Origin of the sequence: Paenibacillus eucommiae (assembly GCF_017874215.1) — a bacterium.
Lineage (GTDB): Bacteria > Bacillota > Bacilli > Paenibacillales > NBRC-103111 > Paenibacillus_AI > Paenibacillus_AI eucommiae.
On record NZ_JAGGLB010000001.1, the window covers coordinates 319827 to 340900 of the forward strand.

The window sequence follows — 21074 nt, forward strand, 5'->3', positions numbered from 1 at the left end:
GTACATGAAACCTTAAACCTTAAACAAAGGATGCCAAGCATCTGCTGGCATCCTTTGCATATTAAGGGTGACTCCTAACTCCTACCTGTCAACAGCTTCGTTAAATTATAGATCGCCTGAGCGCTTTCCGCCCGGTTCATTGCACCTTTTGGCATAAAGAGCTGATTGCCTCTGCCTGTGATCAACCCTAGTTCAAGAGCTGTTTGCATTGAGGCTTGCGCCCATTCACTTGCCTGGTCCTGGTCGCTAAACCTCACCGATCCATTCGAAGTTGAGGGCTCGCCTTGCTTTAAAGTGTAGGCCCGAACAAGCATAACCGCCATTTCCTCACGTGTAAGGGTGCGATCCGGCCCAAATGTGTTTTCATCTAAGCCACTGACAAGTCCGGCTTCTATGGCGGCGTTGATATAGCCCGCGTGCCAGTCGGAAGGCTTAACATCTGCAAAACGGTTGCCTTGCTGAGCTTCAAGTACTTGTGCTTCAAGTATGGGTCCTTTAAGTACTTGTGGCTCAAGACCAAGCCCTCGCACAAGTAGTGTCGTAAACTCGGTTCTTGTAACACCACGGGAAGGAGCGTACCCGGAGTCACTCATTCCTTCAATCAGGTGCTTTGCCGCCATTTCCTTAAGCATCCTGTAAGCCCAATGGACTGCAGGAACATCGGTAAATGTCCTATCAAACGACAGCACCACCACTTTCCCTTGGCTTGGCAGCAAGGCCTCGATCCACCCCCCGCTCAGCTTACCGCCAATATATATGAGTTCCCCTTCATCATTGAGAAGATACACACCAAGCAACTGCTGATCGGCCTGCGGATCAGCCTCTATACGGATTTGAAGCGATGCCGCAAATTTGCTGCCTGCGGGCATGCCTGCTATTTGAACATCGTAAATTGAACTCGCCCTTGTCAACAGGGCCTTGGCCTTAGCGCTTGCTGTTGCGAAAGCCTTTTGATCCGCATCCTTCCAGCTTGCTGCAAAAGTAAGGGCTATCCCGGCAGCGTCATCTGCATGTGTTCCCGCAGTTGTGGACTCATCCAATTGCCGCAGCATATCCTTGATTACAGCTTGCGGAATTTGCAATACAGCCGCTCCCTGAATCACTTTCAACCGCTTCGCATCGGTAAGATCGTTCCGTGAAAGAAGCAGCTCCGTCTGGGCTTTTTCCATAGACCAGGTGACCGTACCCTCCATATCTGGCTTCATGCTTTGCATGGTCTGGACGGCTGGCAGCTTATCCTTGGCAGACTGCTGCTGTTCTTCGGACCCACCCCCGGTCCCCGAACCGTTCCCATTTCCGTTTCCATTTCCATTTCCATTTCCATTTCCATTTCCGTTATTGCCACCTTGCGAAGATTCGTAACCGAAATGTACCTTATAGATTTTCGACGTAACACCATCCTCTGCCGTCACTGTAATTTTCGTCGTCCCGGGAAGAGAAGGCGCTGGATCGACATGATAAAGAGCATGTGCATCCTCAGTTATGACTGTCGCAGTAGGCGCTGTCGGCGTGCCGTTTGGCACATACAAGGTATACTCCTCCTGCCCAGGAGCGAATCCGGCCACAGTTTCACCGTTGATCAGCAAATCGCTTAATCTCGCGTTGCTCCCCTTCTCCCGGACTGTCAAGTTAAACACAGCAGGCTGATAAGATCCATATGTGGCTGTAATTACAGTTTGACCGGCACTCGCAGCAGCTATAAGCCCGCCGCTCGTTACCGAAGCCACACCTGGATCGCTGCTGGTGTAGACTGCCCATTCAGCAACATTGGCTGCGCCGGGCTCTTCTGCCGCATACAACGATGCTTGCTGCTGACCGCCAACCACCATTGGAGATTGCATACCTACAAAGGTCAGAGTGCTTTGCTCCAGCACCATAAGTTTTAAGACGGCAGATTGGCCGCCAAAGGAAGCCGTTATATCGGCTTGCCCCGGCTGGACAGCTGTAATAAGGCCATCCTCCACAATAGCAATATTCGTATCACTGCTGTGCCAAACCGCTTCCTCATAGGTCACATCGGCCACCGTCATATTGCTGTAGTGCGCGGCTGCTTGAATCTGCAAGGACTCGCCCTCCACAAGCATCAAGGGGTTTGATTGGCTCAGCCCTGTAAGAATGTTAACGGCATTGACATAAGGAACATACGGGTGAATTTGGGTCTCCACATTGGCGATACGGAATGAATGCTCTCCTTTCCACCGGGTACCCGGGAAAAACTTTAGCTCCGAGGAACCGTCCGGATAAATCGCAAACCCCGGCTCACTTTCAAGGCGAATGATGGACTTCCCGTTTTCGGCGATTACATCCTTTATTTTGTACCCGTCCGTTGTTCCATCTGGATGTTTCACGATTATATACTGACCTGCAGCCCCTACAGGAACAGTCGCAGAAGTGACAAAAGCGTCATAAGCCTTGCCGCCGGCTTTGCGATACACATCGTCGATCACGCCTATAGAAGCACCTGGACCGCTGACCTCCTGATCCCCGTAAGTAAGACTCGTTCCATCCAGGAGAACCATTTTCGTAACGACACCAGCCTCGATCCGGACAAAACCCATTTTGCCATCCAGCTTGATCTGATTGACGATTAATGGCGTCTGGTCATGCTGTGGGGAGCTGAGAATAATGTCTGTTGTTGTTCCGTAAGTAATGGCCACTGCCACATCGCCGTCCTGAGACTGGTCCGGTGTCAGCCTTTCTACCTGTTCAATTTGCCAGGAAGCACCCGCCGCATAAGGCTCCAGTGCTGTAATAAAGGTGCTCTTCAGATCAACCCCCTCACGGCGCAGCACCATTGTCGGCATGCTGTACTGATCCGCTACATCATTAGAATCGATATAGTCCGTTCTAGTCATGCGTAAGGAGGGTGATTTACCGAGGAACAGCTCATTGCTGCCGGCATCCGTTAAGCCGATAATGTTCAAGCCCGCTTTAGCGGCACCTTCCACTCCATCCTCTTTAGTCGAGAGGTTCAGTTGGTATTGCCCGTTCTGCACCTCTGTCCGCTTAACATCATTGACGTAGATATACCCGTAATACTCTCCGTCCGCACTACCTGTATCATTCTGATCCACTGGCGGGTTCACATTCGTGCCTGCTGGCAGGAGATACGGTCCGTAGGGCTGCATCGGCAGTGCAGTCGTGAATGCCGCATCGTGGTTGGCATCGCCATGCAGCGTGTATTCATGCCGGCTCCCGCCTTCTACCCGAAACAGATCGAGCACATAACCTTCCGTGCTTCCCGGAAATGCGATATGCCAAGGCTCGCGGTCATATTCGCTGAGTCCCGGATAGCCATTCTCCTGGCTAGCCTTTATGACTTGAACAGCCTCATCCACAGAAGCGAAAGCTTCCAACTGACCGGCGCCATGGAATCCGAGGTTATCAGCCTGCATGTCCTTGCTGTCGACCACTACAGTGTTGTGCGCCATCGTCGACCGGGTCCACATCCCATATTTCGTGTGGGTGTAGCCGATATCAGGCAGCAGCTCCTGGCCCTGCGCATAAAGCGTCAGATTCAGAGGATCCCAATGATTGTGCCCGAATTTGGGGGCGAACATCATATAGAGCTGGGATTGATCGGCTCCTGCTCCTAACGTCGTGCGAGCCACCCCGGCTGCCGACAACAAAGTGGGTCCTGCTGCCGTATTCGGCGCATCTGAAATATCATAAGCCCATGTGTCGTTGATTGGCAGCAGCTGCCCATCCGGATAAGCAAGCAGATTCTGGATGTCTGCAGATTGGCGCAAAAAAGGGAAATCCGTGGCCAAATCCAGTGCATCCAAGCGCCCACCTATTCTTTGCGAAACATATCCATCAGGATCGGACCAGCCCGCTAATGCTTTTAGACTGTCCCGCAGACCTGCATAGCTCTGCATATGGTAGGAAACCGTGACCTCTTTCCAGAAGCCGTCGAACATAAAATGATTGGAAGCATAATCCTCGATTCTTTCGATCGCTTCATGCACATAATCCGGATAATCGATTGCGTTCCCGATAGCTATAAGCCCGGACCAAATCATGTAATCCATATTAGAATTCCAAATAGTGAAGGAGTGGATATAATCGACGGACGGCTTAAACATCCGTTCCTTGATTTTCTCCTGCACATCTACCCCGAGCTCGAGGGACAAAAGATCAAAGGCATCCGTCTTTTTCACGATATCGTAGGCTTTAGCCAAGCTTTTCAGCGCATCCAAATCCATGAAAAACCAACTGCTCCACACACCACCATAATGAGGATACGGAGGTCCTGACTGGGGAGAGGACGGATAAAAATTCCACGTCAGATCATAAATAGGCACATACTTTTCATACATGTCTGTAAATTGATTTAATATACGCGCTGCGCCAAGCGGGTCTTGGGCCGCTATTAGCGGAGCCTGCTTCAGAACATATTCTCTTTTCTTGAAATCGATAAAAGCGGAGAAAAAATATTTTTTTCCCTCACTGTCCTCGTAGTACGGATATTCCATAATTTCGCCCTTGGCATTCTTAACCTGCAAGACCTTGTTCTCAGGGAACGAAGCATTGGGAAACACGATTCCCCCTTGCTTGCTGACGATTTGGTCCGGGTGGGCAGGATCCCAATCATACAGTCCTACAGGATGCAAATCCGGATTAGTTGGCAATCCAAGGATCGAGTTTCCTGCTTTATCAGGAATAAGTGCAAGCAAGCGCTGGACTTCTGCTGACGGCTCCGCAGCCTGTACCTCAGTCTGTGGTACTGCAGCAGGCAGCCAGGCTGAGCTCTGCTCGCCCGCATCAATCACATCCTCCCTGTCGAACCAGACGATAGCCATGCGGGTTTTCTCTTCCATAGCATCCTCAGCGAATATGTCCAGCTGGTACAAGCCCGGCTTATCCAACACCGGATGGGTAAAAGTTCCGGTATAGCGGCCATTATCCTCCGTCCATGAAGCATCTGTAATTGCATAATGCTCCCCGGTAGGCGCACGCAAGCTTAGCGCAATTTCATTGCCGCCTGAAGGGATATTTGAGGCTGAGAATGAAATGCTTTTCTCCGTATAGCCGCTATAAGTCAGCGACAGTGACTCAGGGTACCATGGAACTAACGGATTCATCATAGTAGCCGGGACTGCAGAGCTTGTAATATCCTCAAAGTACACCCGCCCCATGCGTCCCTGTTCAGCTACGGAAGCATACAACGCGTATTGATTTGGGCTCTCGTTGTCAGTGTATTCAGATTGGCGGATTGGCGCCCAGGAGGATAAGGGGTTCCCTATCCGATGACGGATAACGTTCAGTCCCCATTCTTTTCCTGTCGGCATGCCTGGCACGCCAAGCGATTGCCAAGGAATGGACACCTCGGCAGTCCATGCACTCTCACCTTGAGCTGTCTGGACGGACGCACCTGCAATGGATTTTGGCGGTCCACCGTACCTATCGTAATTCGTTGCCAATTGTTTATGTGCATCTTCTTTAAGCATCACTAACAAACTGTAAGTATCAGATGGATCAGCGCCTGGCGAAAGCAGCAGTTCAATGCCGTCGGAAGCGAGCAGGTTGTCGTCCTCCAGGGTTTGGCTGGTAACGCCGATATACAGATGGGATTCGTCATAAGTTAGCTTCACCGAAGTATCCGGATTGGCTGCCTGCTTGCGGTATGCTGTAACAAAACCGCTCCAGCCATACACAGCCTGCCAGACTGTCTCATTCAGACTGCCGTCAAGCGTAACTGCAGCTGTAGCAGGTGCAGCCACACCCCATAAATCCGTGAACACAGGTATAGGCTGTGGTTCGGCTAGCTTATCCGAAACCGTAATGGCCACTTCAGCCTCGAATGTTTCTCCAAGCAAAGTGATGCAGGCACGAAGAACAGCTGTCCCGGCATTCTTTGCTGTAATCACTCCTTTGCTGTTGACTGAAGCTACCTGCTGGTCCGGGATAGACCAGCTGAATTGAACAGGCAGTCCGGCCAAATCAAGAGGAGCTTCTTCTGCTGTGTAGCCAATCAGCTTGGCAAACGACTTTTGACCGGGAAACAGTTCCGTTTGCGTGAGGGAAAGCTGCACGCTATCAGGCAGCCCGCTCATCGCGAGCAGCCGCAGTGAAGCTTCTTTCCGGACACCGCCTAAAGTAGCTGCTGCCGTAATCGTCGCCCATCCTGGAGAATGCGCTTTCACAACACCGAATGCATCGACCGTCAGCACGTCTTCGTCAGAGCTCTCGTATTCCAGCGCAGCCCCGCTCAAATTTGCCGCGCTGCCATCACTGAGCTGACCGGCAAGCTGCAGTTGGAGCGTATCATCAACCATCAACTCAGCAGCAGGTGCGGACACCGATATAGAAGTAAATTCGGGTTCAAGCTCCTCCAGAAACATCGTATTAGGCGCCATATAGTACCAGCCAGAATCCTCATTTTTCCCTACCAATGTTAAGGTCAAAGTATGGGTACCGGCGGCTAGATTTAGCTTCCCCATCGTTATGGGCTCCGGTTCCAGCTGACTGACGGCCGAATAAAAATCATAGGTCCCCAGCACACTGGTATCTATTTTCACTTCCCCGATTCCATTGCCACTGCTTAAAGCTCCATTCAGCTTAATCTGATAGGTGCCTGCTTCTGGTACTTGAAAATAAAAGAGCCTGCTGTCCTGGTTCACTGCCGCTGAGTGAATTGTAATCCCGTATTGTTCCCACATTCGGACCGTTGGATAATCCTGAAGCGAGCCTTGCAGCTTCCAGCCTGCGGGCGTTCCCTCTGCTCCATCCAGTCCAAGCTTTGAAAAATCAAACACAAGCGGCACACCGCTCAAAACCCGCAACGGGATCGTCGCTTCGTGTTGAACTCCGTTTAAGGTTACGGCCGCTGTAATGATGGCTGAACCTCGCGAATGCGCGGTCACCTTGCCTGCTGCATCCACTTCAAGTACAGTGTCGTCAGAGCTCGTATAAGCAATATCAGCACCATTTAAATTTACGGTACTGCTATCACTTAGCACGCCTGCCAGTTGCAATTGAAGTGAATCAGCGACCTTCAGCGTCGAGGAATCCGCCGTTAAAGATACGGAATTAACCTCAGACGCCAAATTTTCCAGGATCATTTGAACAGGCATCATATAATAATAGGTGGAATCCTCATTCTTGCCTATCAGTTTTATTGTCAGGGTATGTGTCCCCGCAGCTAAATAAAGATTCCCCATCGCCGCCGGCTCGGGTTCAGCCTGTGTGATCTCGGAATAGAAATCATAGGAACCTAGTACCGTATTATCTACCGCTAGCTCCCCAATTCCATTTCCAATATACAAAAGACCTTGAAACTTGACTCGGTACAAGCCCGCTTCCGGAACGTTAAACTTAAAGCTTCTGCTATCCTGATTCACTGCAGCCGAATGGATGGTGAGCCCGCCTGCTGCATATACGGTCACCGTGGGATAGTCCGTGGTTAAGCCATCCAGCTCCCAGCCGGCGGGCGTTCCGGCAGCGCCATCCACCCCAATCTTCGAGAAATCAAACAGAAGGGGGGCATCTTCTGTTTCCTCCGCATAAGATACCCCGGAATAATTGCCAAAAAACACACCAAAAATAAGAAAAAATAAAACGATCTTGGTACATCGTACTCTCATTCTCTGATTGTTCAAGACATTACCTCCTGATTTTCAAATGTACTACCTTCAGTTCCTGCCTTCAGATCTTTTACTTCTTATAAGCCAGATCTACCTTCTCAAATGCTGCCAGGGTGTCGGCAATCTCCTGCTCTCCCCAGCTTTCCGTGATGTACAAATTAAATTGAACACTTGTTGCTGCCATCGCGTTCGGGCACTGGAATTCCCGGTCCGCATTTCCTTTATATGCAGGGGCCTTCCAGGGGTAGCCGCTTGTGCCAAACACATTTTGCTGCTGAAACCAATCCATCAAGTGAGGCATCGCCCTGTACGAGGGATTAATCGGCAGCCCTTCAGCGCTTAATGCACGGCAATAAGTGTCCTTGTCACAGCTGATCTGCTCTGTATTCACCTCCAGTCGCCACCACCAATAAGAGGACTCGGCGCCTTCTATTTGCGGCGGAATGATGATCGATTGCAGCCCGCTTAGGCGCTCGGACAGCTTGGCTGCAAGGGCACGACGCTTCTGCACAATAATCGGCAGCTTCTTCAACTGCTCTCTGCCGATTGCTGCAGCCAAATCATTCAAATTAAAATTCAATGAAGCGATCGCATTCGTGGAGCCCTCCGGCAAGCCGAATGGCTTGCCCCGGTCAGACGCCTGCCGGGCGCGCCAGTACAGCGCTTCCTGTCGGGTGAACACAACGCCCCCCTGCCCGCCAGTACAGTGATGCTTGCCGAACATCGTCGAGAACGCTGCGATATCCCCAAAGCTGCCTACAAGCTTGCCGTTAATAGAAGCGCCATGAGCCTGAGCGCAATCCTCCACCACAGGAATCCCATATTTCTTCCCTAGAGCAACAATAGCCTCGATATTAAGAGGTTCTCCCCCAATATGCGCAACCAATATTGCGCTTGTTAACGGAGTAATCAGCTTCTCGATTTGCTCAGCATCCGTATTGTATTTGCCGGGAGCCGAGTCAGCAATAACCGGAATACAATTTAGCAGCGCAATCGGCATCATGCCGCCCGGGTCTGTAATCGGACTGACGATGACCTCCGTGAATGGCTCGAGATCAAGCGCCCGCAGCGCCACATACACCGCTGTTGTGCCTGAATTGACCGCATCTGCGTAACCACCTCCCATAAAAGAGGCAAATTCGCTGCAATACGCTTCCTCCTCCGGACCGAGATAACCGATCGCGATTCCAGTAGCAATCGCTTCATCGAATAACGCAATGACGGCCTCCTTCTCTTCTTCCCCCAGAAGACCACGGTCAGGAAACGGTCTGTTCCTAACCTTGGGCCCTCCGTTAATAGCCAGCTGCTCTGTGTAACTCATACCTTTCACCCTTTCCATTTAGCCTTCCATCTGTGTGCATTTTCGTCCGCAGCAATAACGGCCTTGCAGGCTTCCAATATATCCTGTTGAGTAAGCAATGCGGGCCTTCCTTCAATTCGCCGGATAAAATCCTCGCTTAATCCCGACTGCGAAGGCACTAGCTCCTCCTGCTGATACCGCTGTCCTTCACTTACAGTAAACAACAGCTCTTCTTCAGCAATCGCCGGATCACCGGCCAGTCGTATTTCGGCGCAGCCCATCGTCCCCGTAACGAATATTCTTCCATCTGCCGCCCAACCCTGTTCAGGGGCAAGCCAGTCTGCATGCAGACTGGCAATAATCCCCTCTCCCAGCACCAACTGAACATGAGCAGTATCATAGAAATCCACGCTTTCCGGAACAACATGCTTGCCCGCTAAGCTGTGCATATCACAAATCTCTTCACCACTCAGCCAGCGTAGCAGGTCAAAATCATGAATCATCAGATCCACAAGGATGCCGCCATTCTGTTCCTTGGAGAAGAACCAGGGAGCCCTGGCTCCGGGAAACAGCTTCAGCGGCCTGCGGATCGCAATGCTCGTAATGTCCCCGAACATTCCTTCATCGAGGCGCCGCTTTAATGTATTGACTGATGGGCGGTATCGTTCCGTCAGCATCATGCCTACCTGAATCCGCCCCCGCTGCACAACAGCCTCCAAGCGACTGAGTCCGGCTCTGCTGGTGACAGCAGGCTTATCCACCATCACCGGTTTCCCGTGCTGCTCACAGAGCTCAATGATATTTATTTTTTCACTGTTAATAGCAGAACTTCCTATTATATCTACCGACGGAACTAGGAGAGCTTCAACATCCTCAACATAAGGAATATTAAAATCACTCGCCAGTCTGCGGGCCAAGGCTGTATCTCCGGAATCATGGATACCAGCGCAGGAATGTCCCATTTGAAGCATCTCCGTTATGAATCGGCTGATATGCCCATGCTGGCAGCCAATAATTGCAAATACATAAGACATGCAGCAAGCAGCTCCTTTTTTCTTTTTTCCTGCCAATAGCTTATAAGCTGCTTACAGGGGGACGAGCTTCAGGGAATTGCCTGCATAAATTTTATGAATCACTTCTTGTGATAATCCAGAGCCATTCAGAAATTCCTGAAGCCGGTTATCCCAATCGTCTCTGCCGTAAAGCACCCGATCCTGGAACTCCAGTAGAAATTCCTTGCCGAAGGCCGGAGTCCGGGTTAGTGCATTATAGCCAGATCGGGCGGATAAATCACAGTACAGGTTGTCATAGGTGCGCATCATTTCCGTTACCTTGCCTCCGGGCAGGACATCACCACTGGGGTAACTGTGTTTCTGGTACAGATCATCGCCGGAAATATGCGACCAGAAGCCCGGCCCATGGCCAAGGAAAATCGTATCCGGGCACTGCCTCACCATCCGCTCGAAAGCTTCAATCCCACCGCCATACCAATAGCCAGGCTGTGCATGGGAACCAACAGCATCAATGCCGTAATTGACCTCTACAATAACCGGCAATCCCCGCTTTCCGCAAAAGCGAAACATGCTGATCGCATCCGGATTATCATAGGTCATCCTAAGCATGATTTCTCCGCAAATCCGCACTCCGTACATTTCAATGGCTGCTTCCAATCTGCTGAGCGCATAGGGCCTGCGCGGATCAGGCGCGTAGCCGAGAACGAACTTCTCAGGCGCCTTTTCCACATAATGCAGGCAATTGGCAAACGGCATAGCGGCAAATTCATTTCCGGATGAGCTGCTGTAATAACCTGGCCAGGTCTCATCCGCAGGTGTCTCCAGCGTAAGCATCCAGGTTCGGTCGATATGGCATTTCTCCATATTCTGCAATGTTTTTTCCACATTCATATGCCCATAGAACGGGTGATTATGCGAATCAATGATCATCGTTATTTTCCTTTCTAGCTTATTTTTTACCTTCACGTTCCTTAATTTCTGCGTTCATCTCTTTAATCCAATCAGCACCGCCCCGTGACTTCCACTCATCGACCATTTTATCCCATTCAGTTATAGGCCGTGCTCCGGAAATCATCTTAATCTGCTCGCCGATGATAAACTCCTGAAGTTCAAGTCCTTTCTTCGCTTGCGTTTCAGTCAGAATACCGCGAGACGGGTCGGCGTAAGGCGTTTTGTTGCTCGTTCTCTCCATCTCCTCGATTTTGGCGATAAACTCCTGCATTTCCTTGGAATCATACTGCGAGGTTGAATACTGGTTGGCATCATCATTTGGCGCCCAAGGCGTATAAGGCTCATGCCTTTGCAGCATGTAATGGAACGGTGCATTTTTCTCATAAGCCGGCTGTAAAACCGCCTTTCCGTTCTGCATCGTATATCCTGTGCCTTCATTACCATACAACCAATCAAAGTCAGCATTTTGCGGCGTTCTATCCTGAACTGGAATCCACTTTCTGCCGAAATCCATAATTTCTAAAATTTTCTCGATTTTTTCGGGCTGATCCTTTAATTTCCCTGAAATGGCCGTAAATCCATTGTATCCCAGACCTAATGCAGATCCCTGCGAGCCATCTGGAGCCACGAAATAAGGTACGGAGGCTACAACCGCCTTAGGCTGTGCTTTCAGCAGTGCCAAGTAATCCGGTTCGCTCATCCCTCTTGGAGTGCCAAGGAAAATGCCCGATTTTCCAGAGTAAAATTCTTTGTAGGCTTGATCGATCGTCACCACTGCAAAATCTTTGGTTACTGCGCCCTGTGCATAAGCATCCGCGTACATTTCTATGATTTCCTTGCGGCCCGGGCCGATAATGCCTGGAATATACTGCCCATCCGCATCTTTATGGTACCAAGCCTGTGACCAGTAAGCGCCAGCGCGCGCCTCAGGACCTATGTTGCTGTATACCGAGAAACCAAGCGTATCATTCTTCTTGTTGCCATCCGGATCATTTTTCGTAAAGGCAATGGCTACTTGCTTCAATTCTTCGTAGTTGGTTGGCATCTTCAAATTCAAATTATCGAGCCAATCCTGGCGTATGATCATCGTGAATACATGGCTTGAGCCATAGCTTGGAATAGAGTAGATTTTCCCATCAATTCTAAGCTGATCCCACACATGCTCTGGCACTGCTTTCAGCGATTCATATTTGTCTATGTAATCATCTATGGGCAGGAATGCGCCCTGTCTGGCAAATTTGATAAAGGTGGACTCCATCCCGCCCCAGGATACGACATCGGGAACATCGCCTGAAGCGATCAACACAGAAACCTTATCCCCAAAATCAGCTACAGGGATGAACTGCGATTTAATATTGGCTTGAAACTTTTCCTTGATCATATCTACGGCTCTTCCTTCAGACGGCGGGAAAACATCAAGCGCCATAAAGCTCATAAAGCTGATGTCAATCGGTTCCTTTACTACGGGTTTACTTGTCCCTCCCGCTGTCCCTGTTGGGTTCGTTCCTGTGTCTGTACCCTTGGTTGTGTTATTACTGCAAGCTGCAGTAAAGATCATCAAGCACAGTAGAAGAACAACTGCTATCCTTCTTGATTTCATGTGTAGAACCTCCCCTAATAAAATGTGTGTTTGAAAACCTACAAGCCCTACCCCTTAACAGATCCAAGCATCACCCCCTTGGCAAAATGTTTTTGTATAAACGGATATATAGCTAGAATCGGCACTGTAGCCACTAAAATGGCAGCCATCTGAATCATCTCAGCGGGCGGTCTAGCCAGTATATTGTCATTAATGAGAGCTGATTTATCCTCCACAATAACAATCTGACGCAGCAGCACCTGGATCGGCCAAAGAGTCGACTTGTTCAAATAAAGAATACCGTTAAAATACGCATTCCAGTAGCCGACAGCATAAAACAAGCCGAAGGTGGCCATGGCCGGTTTGGATAGAGGTAAAATCACTTTCCAAAACACGGTCAAATCATTGGCTCCATCGATAAGGGCTGCTTCCTGAAGCACCTCTGGAATACTCCGGAAAAACTGTCTCATCACAATCAGATTCCAAGAACTGATTACTCCCGGAATGATTAGCGCCCAAATCGTATTGATCAACATCGTCTCTCTGACAACCAAATAAGTCGGAATCATCCCCGCACTGAAAAGAAATGAAAACAAAACCATCATCATGATCGCTTTTTGCCCCGGAAAAGTACGTGACATCGCATAAGCCATCGTAGTTGTAAACAGCAAGCTCAAGAATGTTCCCAGCACTGTAACGCCTATTGTCACCCAGATCGCACGAATAAATCGGCTATGGCTGAATATGTAGTCGTAAGCATCAACCACCCACGTCTTCGGCCACAGGATGAATTCACTTTGCAAATAATGATCATAGGATGAGAAAGATACCGCTAAAATGTGCCAAAAGGGAAAAAACATAAGGAACGCAATGAAAATCAGTAAGAGGAGATTGATGCTTTCGCCAATCCGTTCTCCCCATGTCCGCTGCTGCATGATTTTTCCCCCTCAATAAATCCCTTCTTCATTAAAACGTTTGGCCAAACGATTGGCAAGCACAACGAGCACAAGACCGACAAGGGATTTAAACAATCCAACCGCTGTCCCAAAGCTGAAGTCGGCCTGGACAATACCTTTGTAATACACGTAAGTATCCAGCACGTTCCCCACTTCCATCACATACGGATTCAGCATCAGAAATACTTGCTCGAAACCACTATCCAGCACAGTGCCAAGTCTTAGAATCAGCAAAATAACAATTGTGCTTCGGATTGCTGGTAAGGTGATATGCCATATTCTGCGCATGCGGCCTGCCCCGTCTACAACTGCCGCTTCATATAATTCAGCATTGACCCCGGCCAGGGCGGCCAGGAAAACGACAGTGCCCCAGCCAGCTTCCTTCCAAATAACCTCTAATATGAGCAGCGGCTTGAAAAACACCGGAGATTGCAAAAAGTAGATAGGTTCCGTATTAAAAGCTGCGTGAAGCAGCTGATTAACTAACCCCTCGCTTCTCAAAAAGACCGTAGCTATTCCTGCGATTACAACCCATGAGAGAAAATGAGGTAAATAAATGATCGACTGGATCCATCGTTTCACGAATTGACTACGGATTTCATTCAACATAAGCGCAAGTAATATTGGGGCTGGAAAAGCAAATACAATTTGCAAAAACGAGAGCTGCAGAGTATTAAACAAAACACGTAATACATCCTGATTCTCAAAAATTGTGTAGAAATGCCTCAGACCTACCCATTCACTATGAATGAAGCCTTTAAAGGGATTGTAATCCTGGAATGCGATGATAGATCCGAACAAAGGGATATACCGGTAAATAATAAAGTAAAGCGTACCCGGTATAACAAGTAGATATAAATAACGATGCTTCCAGATCGATGCAGATATCGGGTTTTGCATAGATCACTCCTCCTTTCCTGATTAATATTTTGCCTTTGCCTGACCTGATGTTAATGTATCTAAATGTTCAGTTAAGGTAAAGTATCCATTCCTTTGGGCTCTCTACAACAAAATGATACGTCCTTAAATAAAAAGATACACACCCGAATGAACCCATTCCAGGTGTGTTTCCCGTCATACTCCTATACATGCTCCCGCCAAATGCCAAGAGCTGTACTCATTCCTTTTGAAAAAATTGATCCCGGTAGGTCCCTGGAGAAACGCCAGTCATTTGCTTAAAAACACGCGAAAAATTTTGCGGAGAAGTATAACCCAGGCGTTCAGATATGTCCTTGACCGGCATTTCGGAATGAACGAGCCACTCCTTAGCCTTGGATATCCGGCATTCAATCAAATACGTAATAAAATTCATATTCAGCTCTTCTTTAAACAAAGCTCTGACCTTCGCTGTCGTTAATTCAAATTCATCCGCCACCTTTTGCAGGGATAAATCATCTTCAATATGTTCATGAATATAATGGATGACCTGCCGCGTCAATTTCTTATTGTCGTACTTATTCACCTCTGCCAAGTGATTGCGGATGGCCGGCAGCACCGTGCCGATCAGCCATTCTCTAACCTCCTGCAGCGATTCACAAGCGTACAAGGTCTGATAAATAGGCTCATCCAGACAATCACTCAGCTCATACCCCATCTCCAACAGCAAATGCTCAATTTCTGCCAGCAAATAATTGAAAATGCCCAGCGCAGATGCGTTATTAAGCACGTGCTCAGGAATCACATCTATCATCTTGTTCATCTCAACCGCAGCCTGATCAAAGTTGCCTTCCGCTATGTTAACGACAATCGACTTTTGCCATTTGACAAAAAGCCGGCTGGACTGCTGGGAAAGCGCAGCGTTCGTAATCTCTTTGTAAGTGATGGTCTTGTGCTTGTCGATCATAGGCCTGTAATGGAGCAGCCTGAGCGCTTCCTGATAGCCCTCGCAAATGCTGCTGTAACGCCTGCAGGCCTGACTCATTGCGATTGCCGTGCTAAACTTAAAGTACAGCTTCACTTTCTCATCAATAGACTCGCATACCTCAAGAAGCGTCTGCTCGCCACTTTTACCGTCTTCGTTATCCATTTCGTTATTGTCGCTGCCTTCCATCCCAACGATCAATGCCACCTGCCCCGGATGAGCCGCTACTGTCAAGCAGGAAAACTTCTCCCCGCCTATTTCAGCAATCATTTTGGATAAGGCATACATGAACAGAGCCCGGTCTCGCTCTCCATAGGTTTGGATGAAGTCCCCATACTGCTCAATTTCCACAATGCATACATGAAACCGCTGCCCCTGCAGCTGCAGACCTGCTTGAGTGAGCTTGGCGTTGATTTCTTCTTCCTTCAATTCCCCGCGCAGCAGTTGCAAAAGCACACTATCCTTTAATTGGGGCAGCTGTTCATTCAGCCTGTTCGTCAAATCCGCGTTCATTTCCACAATCTGATCCATATATTGATCCAGCACCTGAAATTCAGTGCCGCTGCCAGTCATTTCTTTCGTCATTTTTTTGGTTATACGTTGAAGCGGTACGGTTAATTTTCTGGAGCCCAGAAAAGCAATCAACATCCAAATGGCCGCAATGCCCGCTACGAAGCACCAGGTCATGTATTGAATACGGTCTGCTTTACGGCTAAGCTCTTTCAGTGGAATCATGGACATATAAGTCCATCCGTTAAAGCTCGACTTCTTGGAAGAAAGCTGATAGCTGACGCGCTCCAGCACAAAGGACGATGCAGCCTCCTCTCCCTCCAGCCAATAGCGGTATAAGCCCGAAGTCGGCGACAAACGGGTGCCAACCTCTGCCTGGTCTCCGCTCAATACAATTCTCCCCTGTTCATCCACAACCAGCGCTTTGCGGTTCCCGCCTTGATTAACGGATTGGAACCATTCATTAAGCTGCTTGGCATCTATATGCATGACCAGTACGCCGTCACTTGGCAGTGCATTCAGGTAGATCGTTCTGAGCAGCAGCAGCTCCGGTTGATTGGGATAAGTATGCGGAGGGATTAACTGTGTTCCCCGCTGCTTCCCATCATTATCTCTGATTAAATCATAATAAATAAAATCTTTAATCTCCTGTAATCCATATAAATTGGAATAAACCTGCTCATAACTCGGATTCACAAGTGATACACTGAAGCTAATCTTGGAATGATTGCGATACTTACTGATCGCATTCACCATGTCGAGTGTTGGCTCCAAATTGTTCATCGATATCCCATATCGAAGCGCTTTCTCAAAGGTACGGTCATCAGCCATTTGAAAGGAAGTCGTCTGTAAATCCTTAAGAAAAGCATCCACCTGATACTCGATTTGTTTGAGAATAATCTGCTGCCCTTGATCTACTTCTTCTTGAATGCCCTTGGTCGAAATATAAGATGAAAGCAGCCCAATCAGCAGCACAGGAATGATACCGATCAGGATCGAGTAAACAAGCAGCGTTTTTTGAAAAGTAAGATTTCTTATAAAAGATAACCGGTTCAACACATCGATTCCTTCCCCCTGATAAAAATAAGCGTTGTCCTACCTGCAGCCCTTGCAGCCCTACCTGCAACTCCATCAGCAGCAGTCAATGCAGCAAAGCTTCTGTCATTATTCTAACAAATCCCTATCCGTTAGCAAACAGAATTATCTCCATTAGGAAAAAAGCCTTTCGGCGTCCTTTGAGGTGCGTGTTGTTGACTAAAGTCCGTTGCCGAGGGAATGGATGTGGGCTCCAGCCGCTGTTAAAGATTTGTTCCCTTGAATGGTATTGATGAGGAGGTAGGAACAAATCTTTAAAGGCGGACGCTACCGCTCTTCCTCCCACACCCATTCCCTTCTCAGCTACAATCGTACTTTAACGATGAAAAACATCGTTAAATGGAGTACACGCTCATTTCGGAGGAGGACGGCTGCTACTAACGCTCAAACGAATAGCGGACATTACTCGCAAAAATGGGTTATACTAAAAAAGAGAAACGTGAGGTTCGCTTTGCCTTCCTGCAGATGATGCTCCGGCTGCAAAAGAAGCTTGATCCTGCGAGATTTATGCTCATTATGTCCATCGCTGATTTGTATTTCACACCTAATATAAAGCAAGACGAAGCCATTTTACATGAATTAAGCCAACAATACCCTGAGGAGGGATCGATCATTATGGAACTTATGCCTGCATGGAAACGATGGGGTTATGAGGAAGGCATAGAAGAAGGTAAAGTAGAAGGTAAGGAAGAAGGTAAGGAAGAAGAAAGACAAACGATTATCCGCAAGCTGCTGGACAAAGGATTTTCCCCGGAAGAAGTGGCTGTAACTCTTGAATTTCCATTGAACGACGTAAAGAAGCTTATTAAGCCCTAATGTGGCCATCCTCATAACCTTTAACCATAGGCAAGAGGGACCTCTCAGCGATCATATCCTCTTGCCTACAAACACTAAAGTTCAATCTCAAGTCTGGCGAATTTCCGTTTGCCTACCTGCACAATATCACCTTGCTGCGGCCTTATTTGTGCCTGTGGATCTGTGATTTTCTGTTCATTTATTCGGACCGCACCTTGTATAATACTGCGCCTTGCCTCGGCGTTAGACACTTGTAATTTCATTTTGACTAAGAGGCTGTATAGGAGGATAGTACTACTATCATCGAGCTCATTTGACAGAATGCGGATGACCTCCATATGCTCGGGTAAAGCCCACGCACCTTGCAGCGTTCTGCCCATTAAGATGTTAAAAGTTTGATCGGTGCCTCCAAGCTCAATATCACTTTCTAATGAAACGGAGTCATAGGCCTGCATCAGCGGGTAAAAGAACTCATGAATATGAATAGGCTGGTTGTTGGCAAATCGTTTGGCGAAAGCGTCTCTTTCCAACATACGTGCCACCGTCAGCTTTCCAGCCAAATTCAGAACCGCTTCAAACTTCATTTCTCCAAGCCACGTTGAATTATAGTGAAATTGGGTTTGCTCCGGGTTAAGTATTTTATACAATTGCTTCTGATAGGTCTCGGCGTTCCGCTTAACATCTTCCTCGGTCAGCTGCTTTCGGGTTTCCGACTTTCCCGACGGGTCACCAATTCTGCCTGTAAAATCTCCAATAATCCAATGGATTTTCATCTATAAATGCTTTTCATAAAATACCATTGTCATTTTGTCGTTAATTACTTTTGTTGCACCCGTTTTTTTATAGCCTATCTTTTCATACAAATAACAGTTTCCATTCTCTTGTAAGATGGTACCCAATTTCCATGACTTTGCATCATCGTATATCTGCTCAACCATTTTAAAGACTTTTTGAGCAATTCCTTTTCCTTGATGTTCTGGCAGTATAAAAATTGGGCTAATACTATAAATTTGATTATCTTTTTTCACGACTCTAATTCCACCAACAGCAACCTCAAGATGATGAATTATGAAATAATCTGTAAAAGATTGATTGATTTGAATAATAATTCTTTCTACGGTTTCATTGGCGGGGCTTGTTTCAAAATCCTGATATTTTTCCAACATGGGCATAAACGCTTTGACTTTCATTTCATGAATGGTCACTGCATTTTTTAAATCTGCTTTACATAATGAAACCTCCATTAAATATATACCTCCTATTGAGACGCTTTCTAAAAATACGATTTATAGTACATGCTCTGTTAACTTAGTACAAGAAAGATGTTCGTCTAAGTTTGGTGTTTGTTTCATTTACAGCAAATAAACAAGATAAAACTAACATATTTTTCTTATTCGACGTTGTATTCTCATATTCCTTGCTGTTGTTGCTACCAAGTATTTGCATCATTATCTGGCGTGGTTCCGTTACTTAGAAACTGGCGACATAAAATCCTTGCCGCTTTGAAGCAAATTCCAACCGAATCTTTCCAAGGTATCGTCGAAATGGATCAAATCCATGGTTAAATCATCTCCGAAACAATAATGTTATCCTAATCGTGGAACAAATGTTCGCAAAATATCTAATATCAACATTAAGGATTAACATAGCCAATTTTTAGAAAACAAAAAAAGACAACCTTTCACATCCCAACAAAGGGACGAGAAGTTTGTCTCGCGGTACCACCCTAATTAAAGAAGATTGATCTTCTTTCACTCATTTGTTATAACGGCAATTCCTGCCGAGTCAAAGCTACTCATGCATGCTTTACTGCATTTTCCCCTCACCCGCTCAGGACTGTAATTCAGAAAAAGGTATGCATCGGTTCGCACCAGGCACCGACTCTCCGCTAGTATTTTCCATTTTCCCTACAAAGTTTTAACCCTAACCTATATCCATCTTCGCTTTTCTGATATTTAGTTTAGACAATTAAAACACAACTTCAATTATCTGTAAATTAATTAACAAATGGCAACAAGACTCGATTTTTGTTACTCTAGAAGGTACAGTAGAACTTAAAGGAAGTTTTTTGCTATGAAAGTGGAAAGAGGTTACTCAATGAAAAAATGGCAAGGATGGTCTATTGTATTCTGCTTAGCGCTCATCGCCTTTACTTTATATTACCTATCACCAAACAATTATGATCATAAATACTTGCTGCCGCAAGGATATACAGGATGGGTGGAGATTACTTTCGATCAGCCTGACTCCCCTCCCTTGGAGCGTGAAGGGAAATCATATGTATATGAAATTCCTGCTGACGGTAAACTGCAAACATCAACCACAATGAAATCAGGAACTATGCTGCTATATTATGTTGGAGCAGATGGACAGAGAACGAGAATTGGGCTGCACGAAAGTATGAATCATGGCGGCGGAACCTCATCTGGTGAAGAACACAGATCAGATGGTACCGTCAAAATCTTTCCTACAAAGGTAACTTTTTTCGTAGGAACGGAAGATCAATGGAAGCAAAACCCTACAGCACCATAAAGCATTATGCCTGTGTCGGAGACTATTCAGTCTCCTCGGCTCTTAAGCCTGTACCAATACGTGTACACTTCTTGATATCCCAGGCTTTCATATAGACTTACAGCCGCTCTATTACTCTTTACTACCTGTAAATAGCTGTGACTTGCTCCGTTTGCTTTCCCCCATTTTAGCATATTCAGTATTAATTGCCGTCCATATCCTTGGCTCCTATAGCTGCTATCTGTGACGATATCATAAAGTCCAATATAATTTTGTTCCACAACACCTAGTCCACAGGCTACAGGAACCTCTCCTTCAAAAAGTGTAAAAAAACCTTTCTTAACATACGACGGTGATAATAACCTCCAAGTGGTCTGCTTAGCGGACTCCGAGAGGTTATTCATGCATGCTAATTGATCCAGCCATTCAATATTCACATCAGTGGAAACCGTAACAGTTGTTTTATGGGGTTCTTCTGTGTTGGCTAAATCGAGCATCTTTACGCTTGAAGGATCAACAACGATGTAACCAAGCTCGTCTAGCAGGTTGTCAATATGATTTGAAGTCACATACGGTGTGATTTTAAAAATGGTATCCAAACCAACACTCGAATATATATCTTCGCAGTGCCGGATCTTATTTGGAATACTCTTCTCATAACCATTGTATATCGGATTCACTGAATTCGATCTTTTCGTGAACCCGTCGGCAAACCGCAGCAACCAGCCATCATAAACAAAGCTCTGTAAAGCGGGCCAAGCATTGAGTGAAAACTCTTCAATTTTCTTGTAAATAGCAATCTCCCCTGTCATGTTATATCATTTTGTATAAATATACATATTTATGAATTAAAATTCAACGATAAAACAAAAAATTTTCACAAATATGCTGGATAAATCGAACTTAAAGAATTTTCA

At 47.1% G+C, this 21074-nt stretch carries 13 protein-coding genes and 1 other annotated feature; of the genes, 2 read left to right on the forward strand and 11 right to left on the reverse strand.

The features are described 5' to 3' along the window. Positions 1-74: 74 nt before the first annotated feature. The 8 genes from J2Z66_RS01055 to J2Z66_RS01090 all read right to left on the reverse strand — a co-directional run bounded on the left by J2Z66_RS01055 (position 75) and on the right by J2Z66_RS01090 (position 16815). A complete protein-coding gene (locus J2Z66_RS01055; RefSeq protein WP_209968773.1) occupies positions 75-7601 on the reverse strand; it encodes an S-layer homology domain-containing protein in 7527 nt (2508 codons plus the stop codon). Positions 7602-7656: 55 nt separating this feature from the next. After that, positions 7657-8907: a DegT/DnrJ/EryC1/StrS family aminotransferase gene (locus J2Z66_RS01060; protein WP_209968776.1), complete on the reverse strand. Its 1251-nt coding sequence runs from the start codon at positions 8905-8907 to the stop codon at positions 7657-7659. Positions 8908-8912: 5 nt separating this feature from the next. Next, the gene (locus J2Z66_RS01065; RefSeq protein ID WP_209968778.1) at positions 8913-9920 is read right to left on the reverse strand and encodes a Gfo/Idh/MocA family protein; all 1008 of its coding nucleotides are present in this window, start codon (positions 9918-9920) and stop codon (positions 8913-8915) included. Between the two features lie 51 nt (positions 9921-9971). Next, complete coding sequence (locus J2Z66_RS01070; RefSeq protein ID WP_209968781.1) at positions 9972-10829, reverse strand: amidohydrolase family protein; 858 nt, start codon at positions 10827-10829, stop codon at positions 9972-9974. A 19-nt stretch (positions 10830-10848) separates the two neighbouring features. Next, a complete protein-coding gene (locus J2Z66_RS01075) occupies positions 10849-12450 on the reverse strand; it encodes an extracellular solute-binding protein (RefSeq protein ID WP_209968784.1) in 1602 nt (533 codons plus the stop codon). 47 nt (positions 12451-12497) lie between these two features. Next, the gene (locus J2Z66_RS01080; RefSeq protein WP_209968787.1) at positions 12498-13364 is read right to left on the reverse strand and encodes a carbohydrate ABC transporter permease; all 867 of its coding nucleotides are present in this window, start codon (positions 13362-13364) and stop codon (positions 12498-12500) included. A 12-nt stretch (positions 13365-13376) separates the two neighbouring features. Beyond that, a complete protein-coding gene (locus J2Z66_RS01085) occupies positions 13377-14285 on the reverse strand; it encodes an ABC transporter permease (protein WP_209968790.1) in 909 nt (302 codons plus the stop codon). Positions 14286-14502: 217 nt separating this feature from the next. After that, complete coding sequence (locus tag J2Z66_RS01090) at positions 14503-16815, reverse strand: AraC family transcriptional regulator (protein ID WP_209968793.1); 2313 nt, start codon at positions 16813-16815, stop codon at positions 14503-14505. Positions 16816-17265: 450 nt separating this feature from the next. Between J2Z66_RS01090 and J2Z66_RS01095 the strand changes: the two genes are divergently transcribed. Further along, positions 17266-17667: a hypothetical protein gene (locus J2Z66_RS01095; protein ID WP_209968796.1), complete on the forward strand. Its 402-nt coding sequence runs from the start codon at positions 17266-17268 to the stop codon at positions 17665-17667. Positions 17668-17741: 74 nt separating this feature from the next. Here J2Z66_RS01095 and tyrS read toward each other — a convergent pair whose 3' ends face one another. Continuing rightward, positions 17742-18419, reverse strand: a complete 678-nt coding sequence (gene tyrS, locus J2Z66_RS01100; protein WP_209968798.1) for a tyrosine--tRNA ligase — start codon at positions 18417-18419, stop codon at positions 17742-17744. After that, positions 18420-18890: a GNAT family N-acetyltransferase gene (locus J2Z66_RS01105; protein ID WP_209968802.1), complete on the reverse strand. Its 471-nt coding sequence runs from the start codon at positions 18888-18890 to the stop codon at positions 18420-18422. 448 nt (positions 18891-19338) lie between these two features. Further along, positions 19339-19596 (reverse strand) — a binding site (T-box leader). A 147-nt stretch (positions 19597-19743) separates the two neighbouring features. Here J2Z66_RS01105 and J2Z66_RS01110 point away from each other — a divergent pair. After that, positions 19744-20178 carry a DUF6843 domain-containing protein gene (locus J2Z66_RS01110; protein WP_209968804.1) on the forward strand — a complete coding sequence of 145 codons (435 nt, stop codon included), beginning with the start codon at positions 19744-19746 and terminating at the stop codon, positions 20176-20178. Positions 20179-20204: 26 nt separating this feature from the next. Here J2Z66_RS01110 and J2Z66_RS01115 read toward each other — a convergent pair whose 3' ends face one another. Then, complete coding sequence (locus tag J2Z66_RS01115; protein WP_245375186.1) at positions 20205-20969, reverse strand: GNAT family N-acetyltransferase; 765 nt, start codon at positions 20967-20969, stop codon at positions 20205-20207. Positions 20970-21074 lie beyond the last annotated feature (105 nt).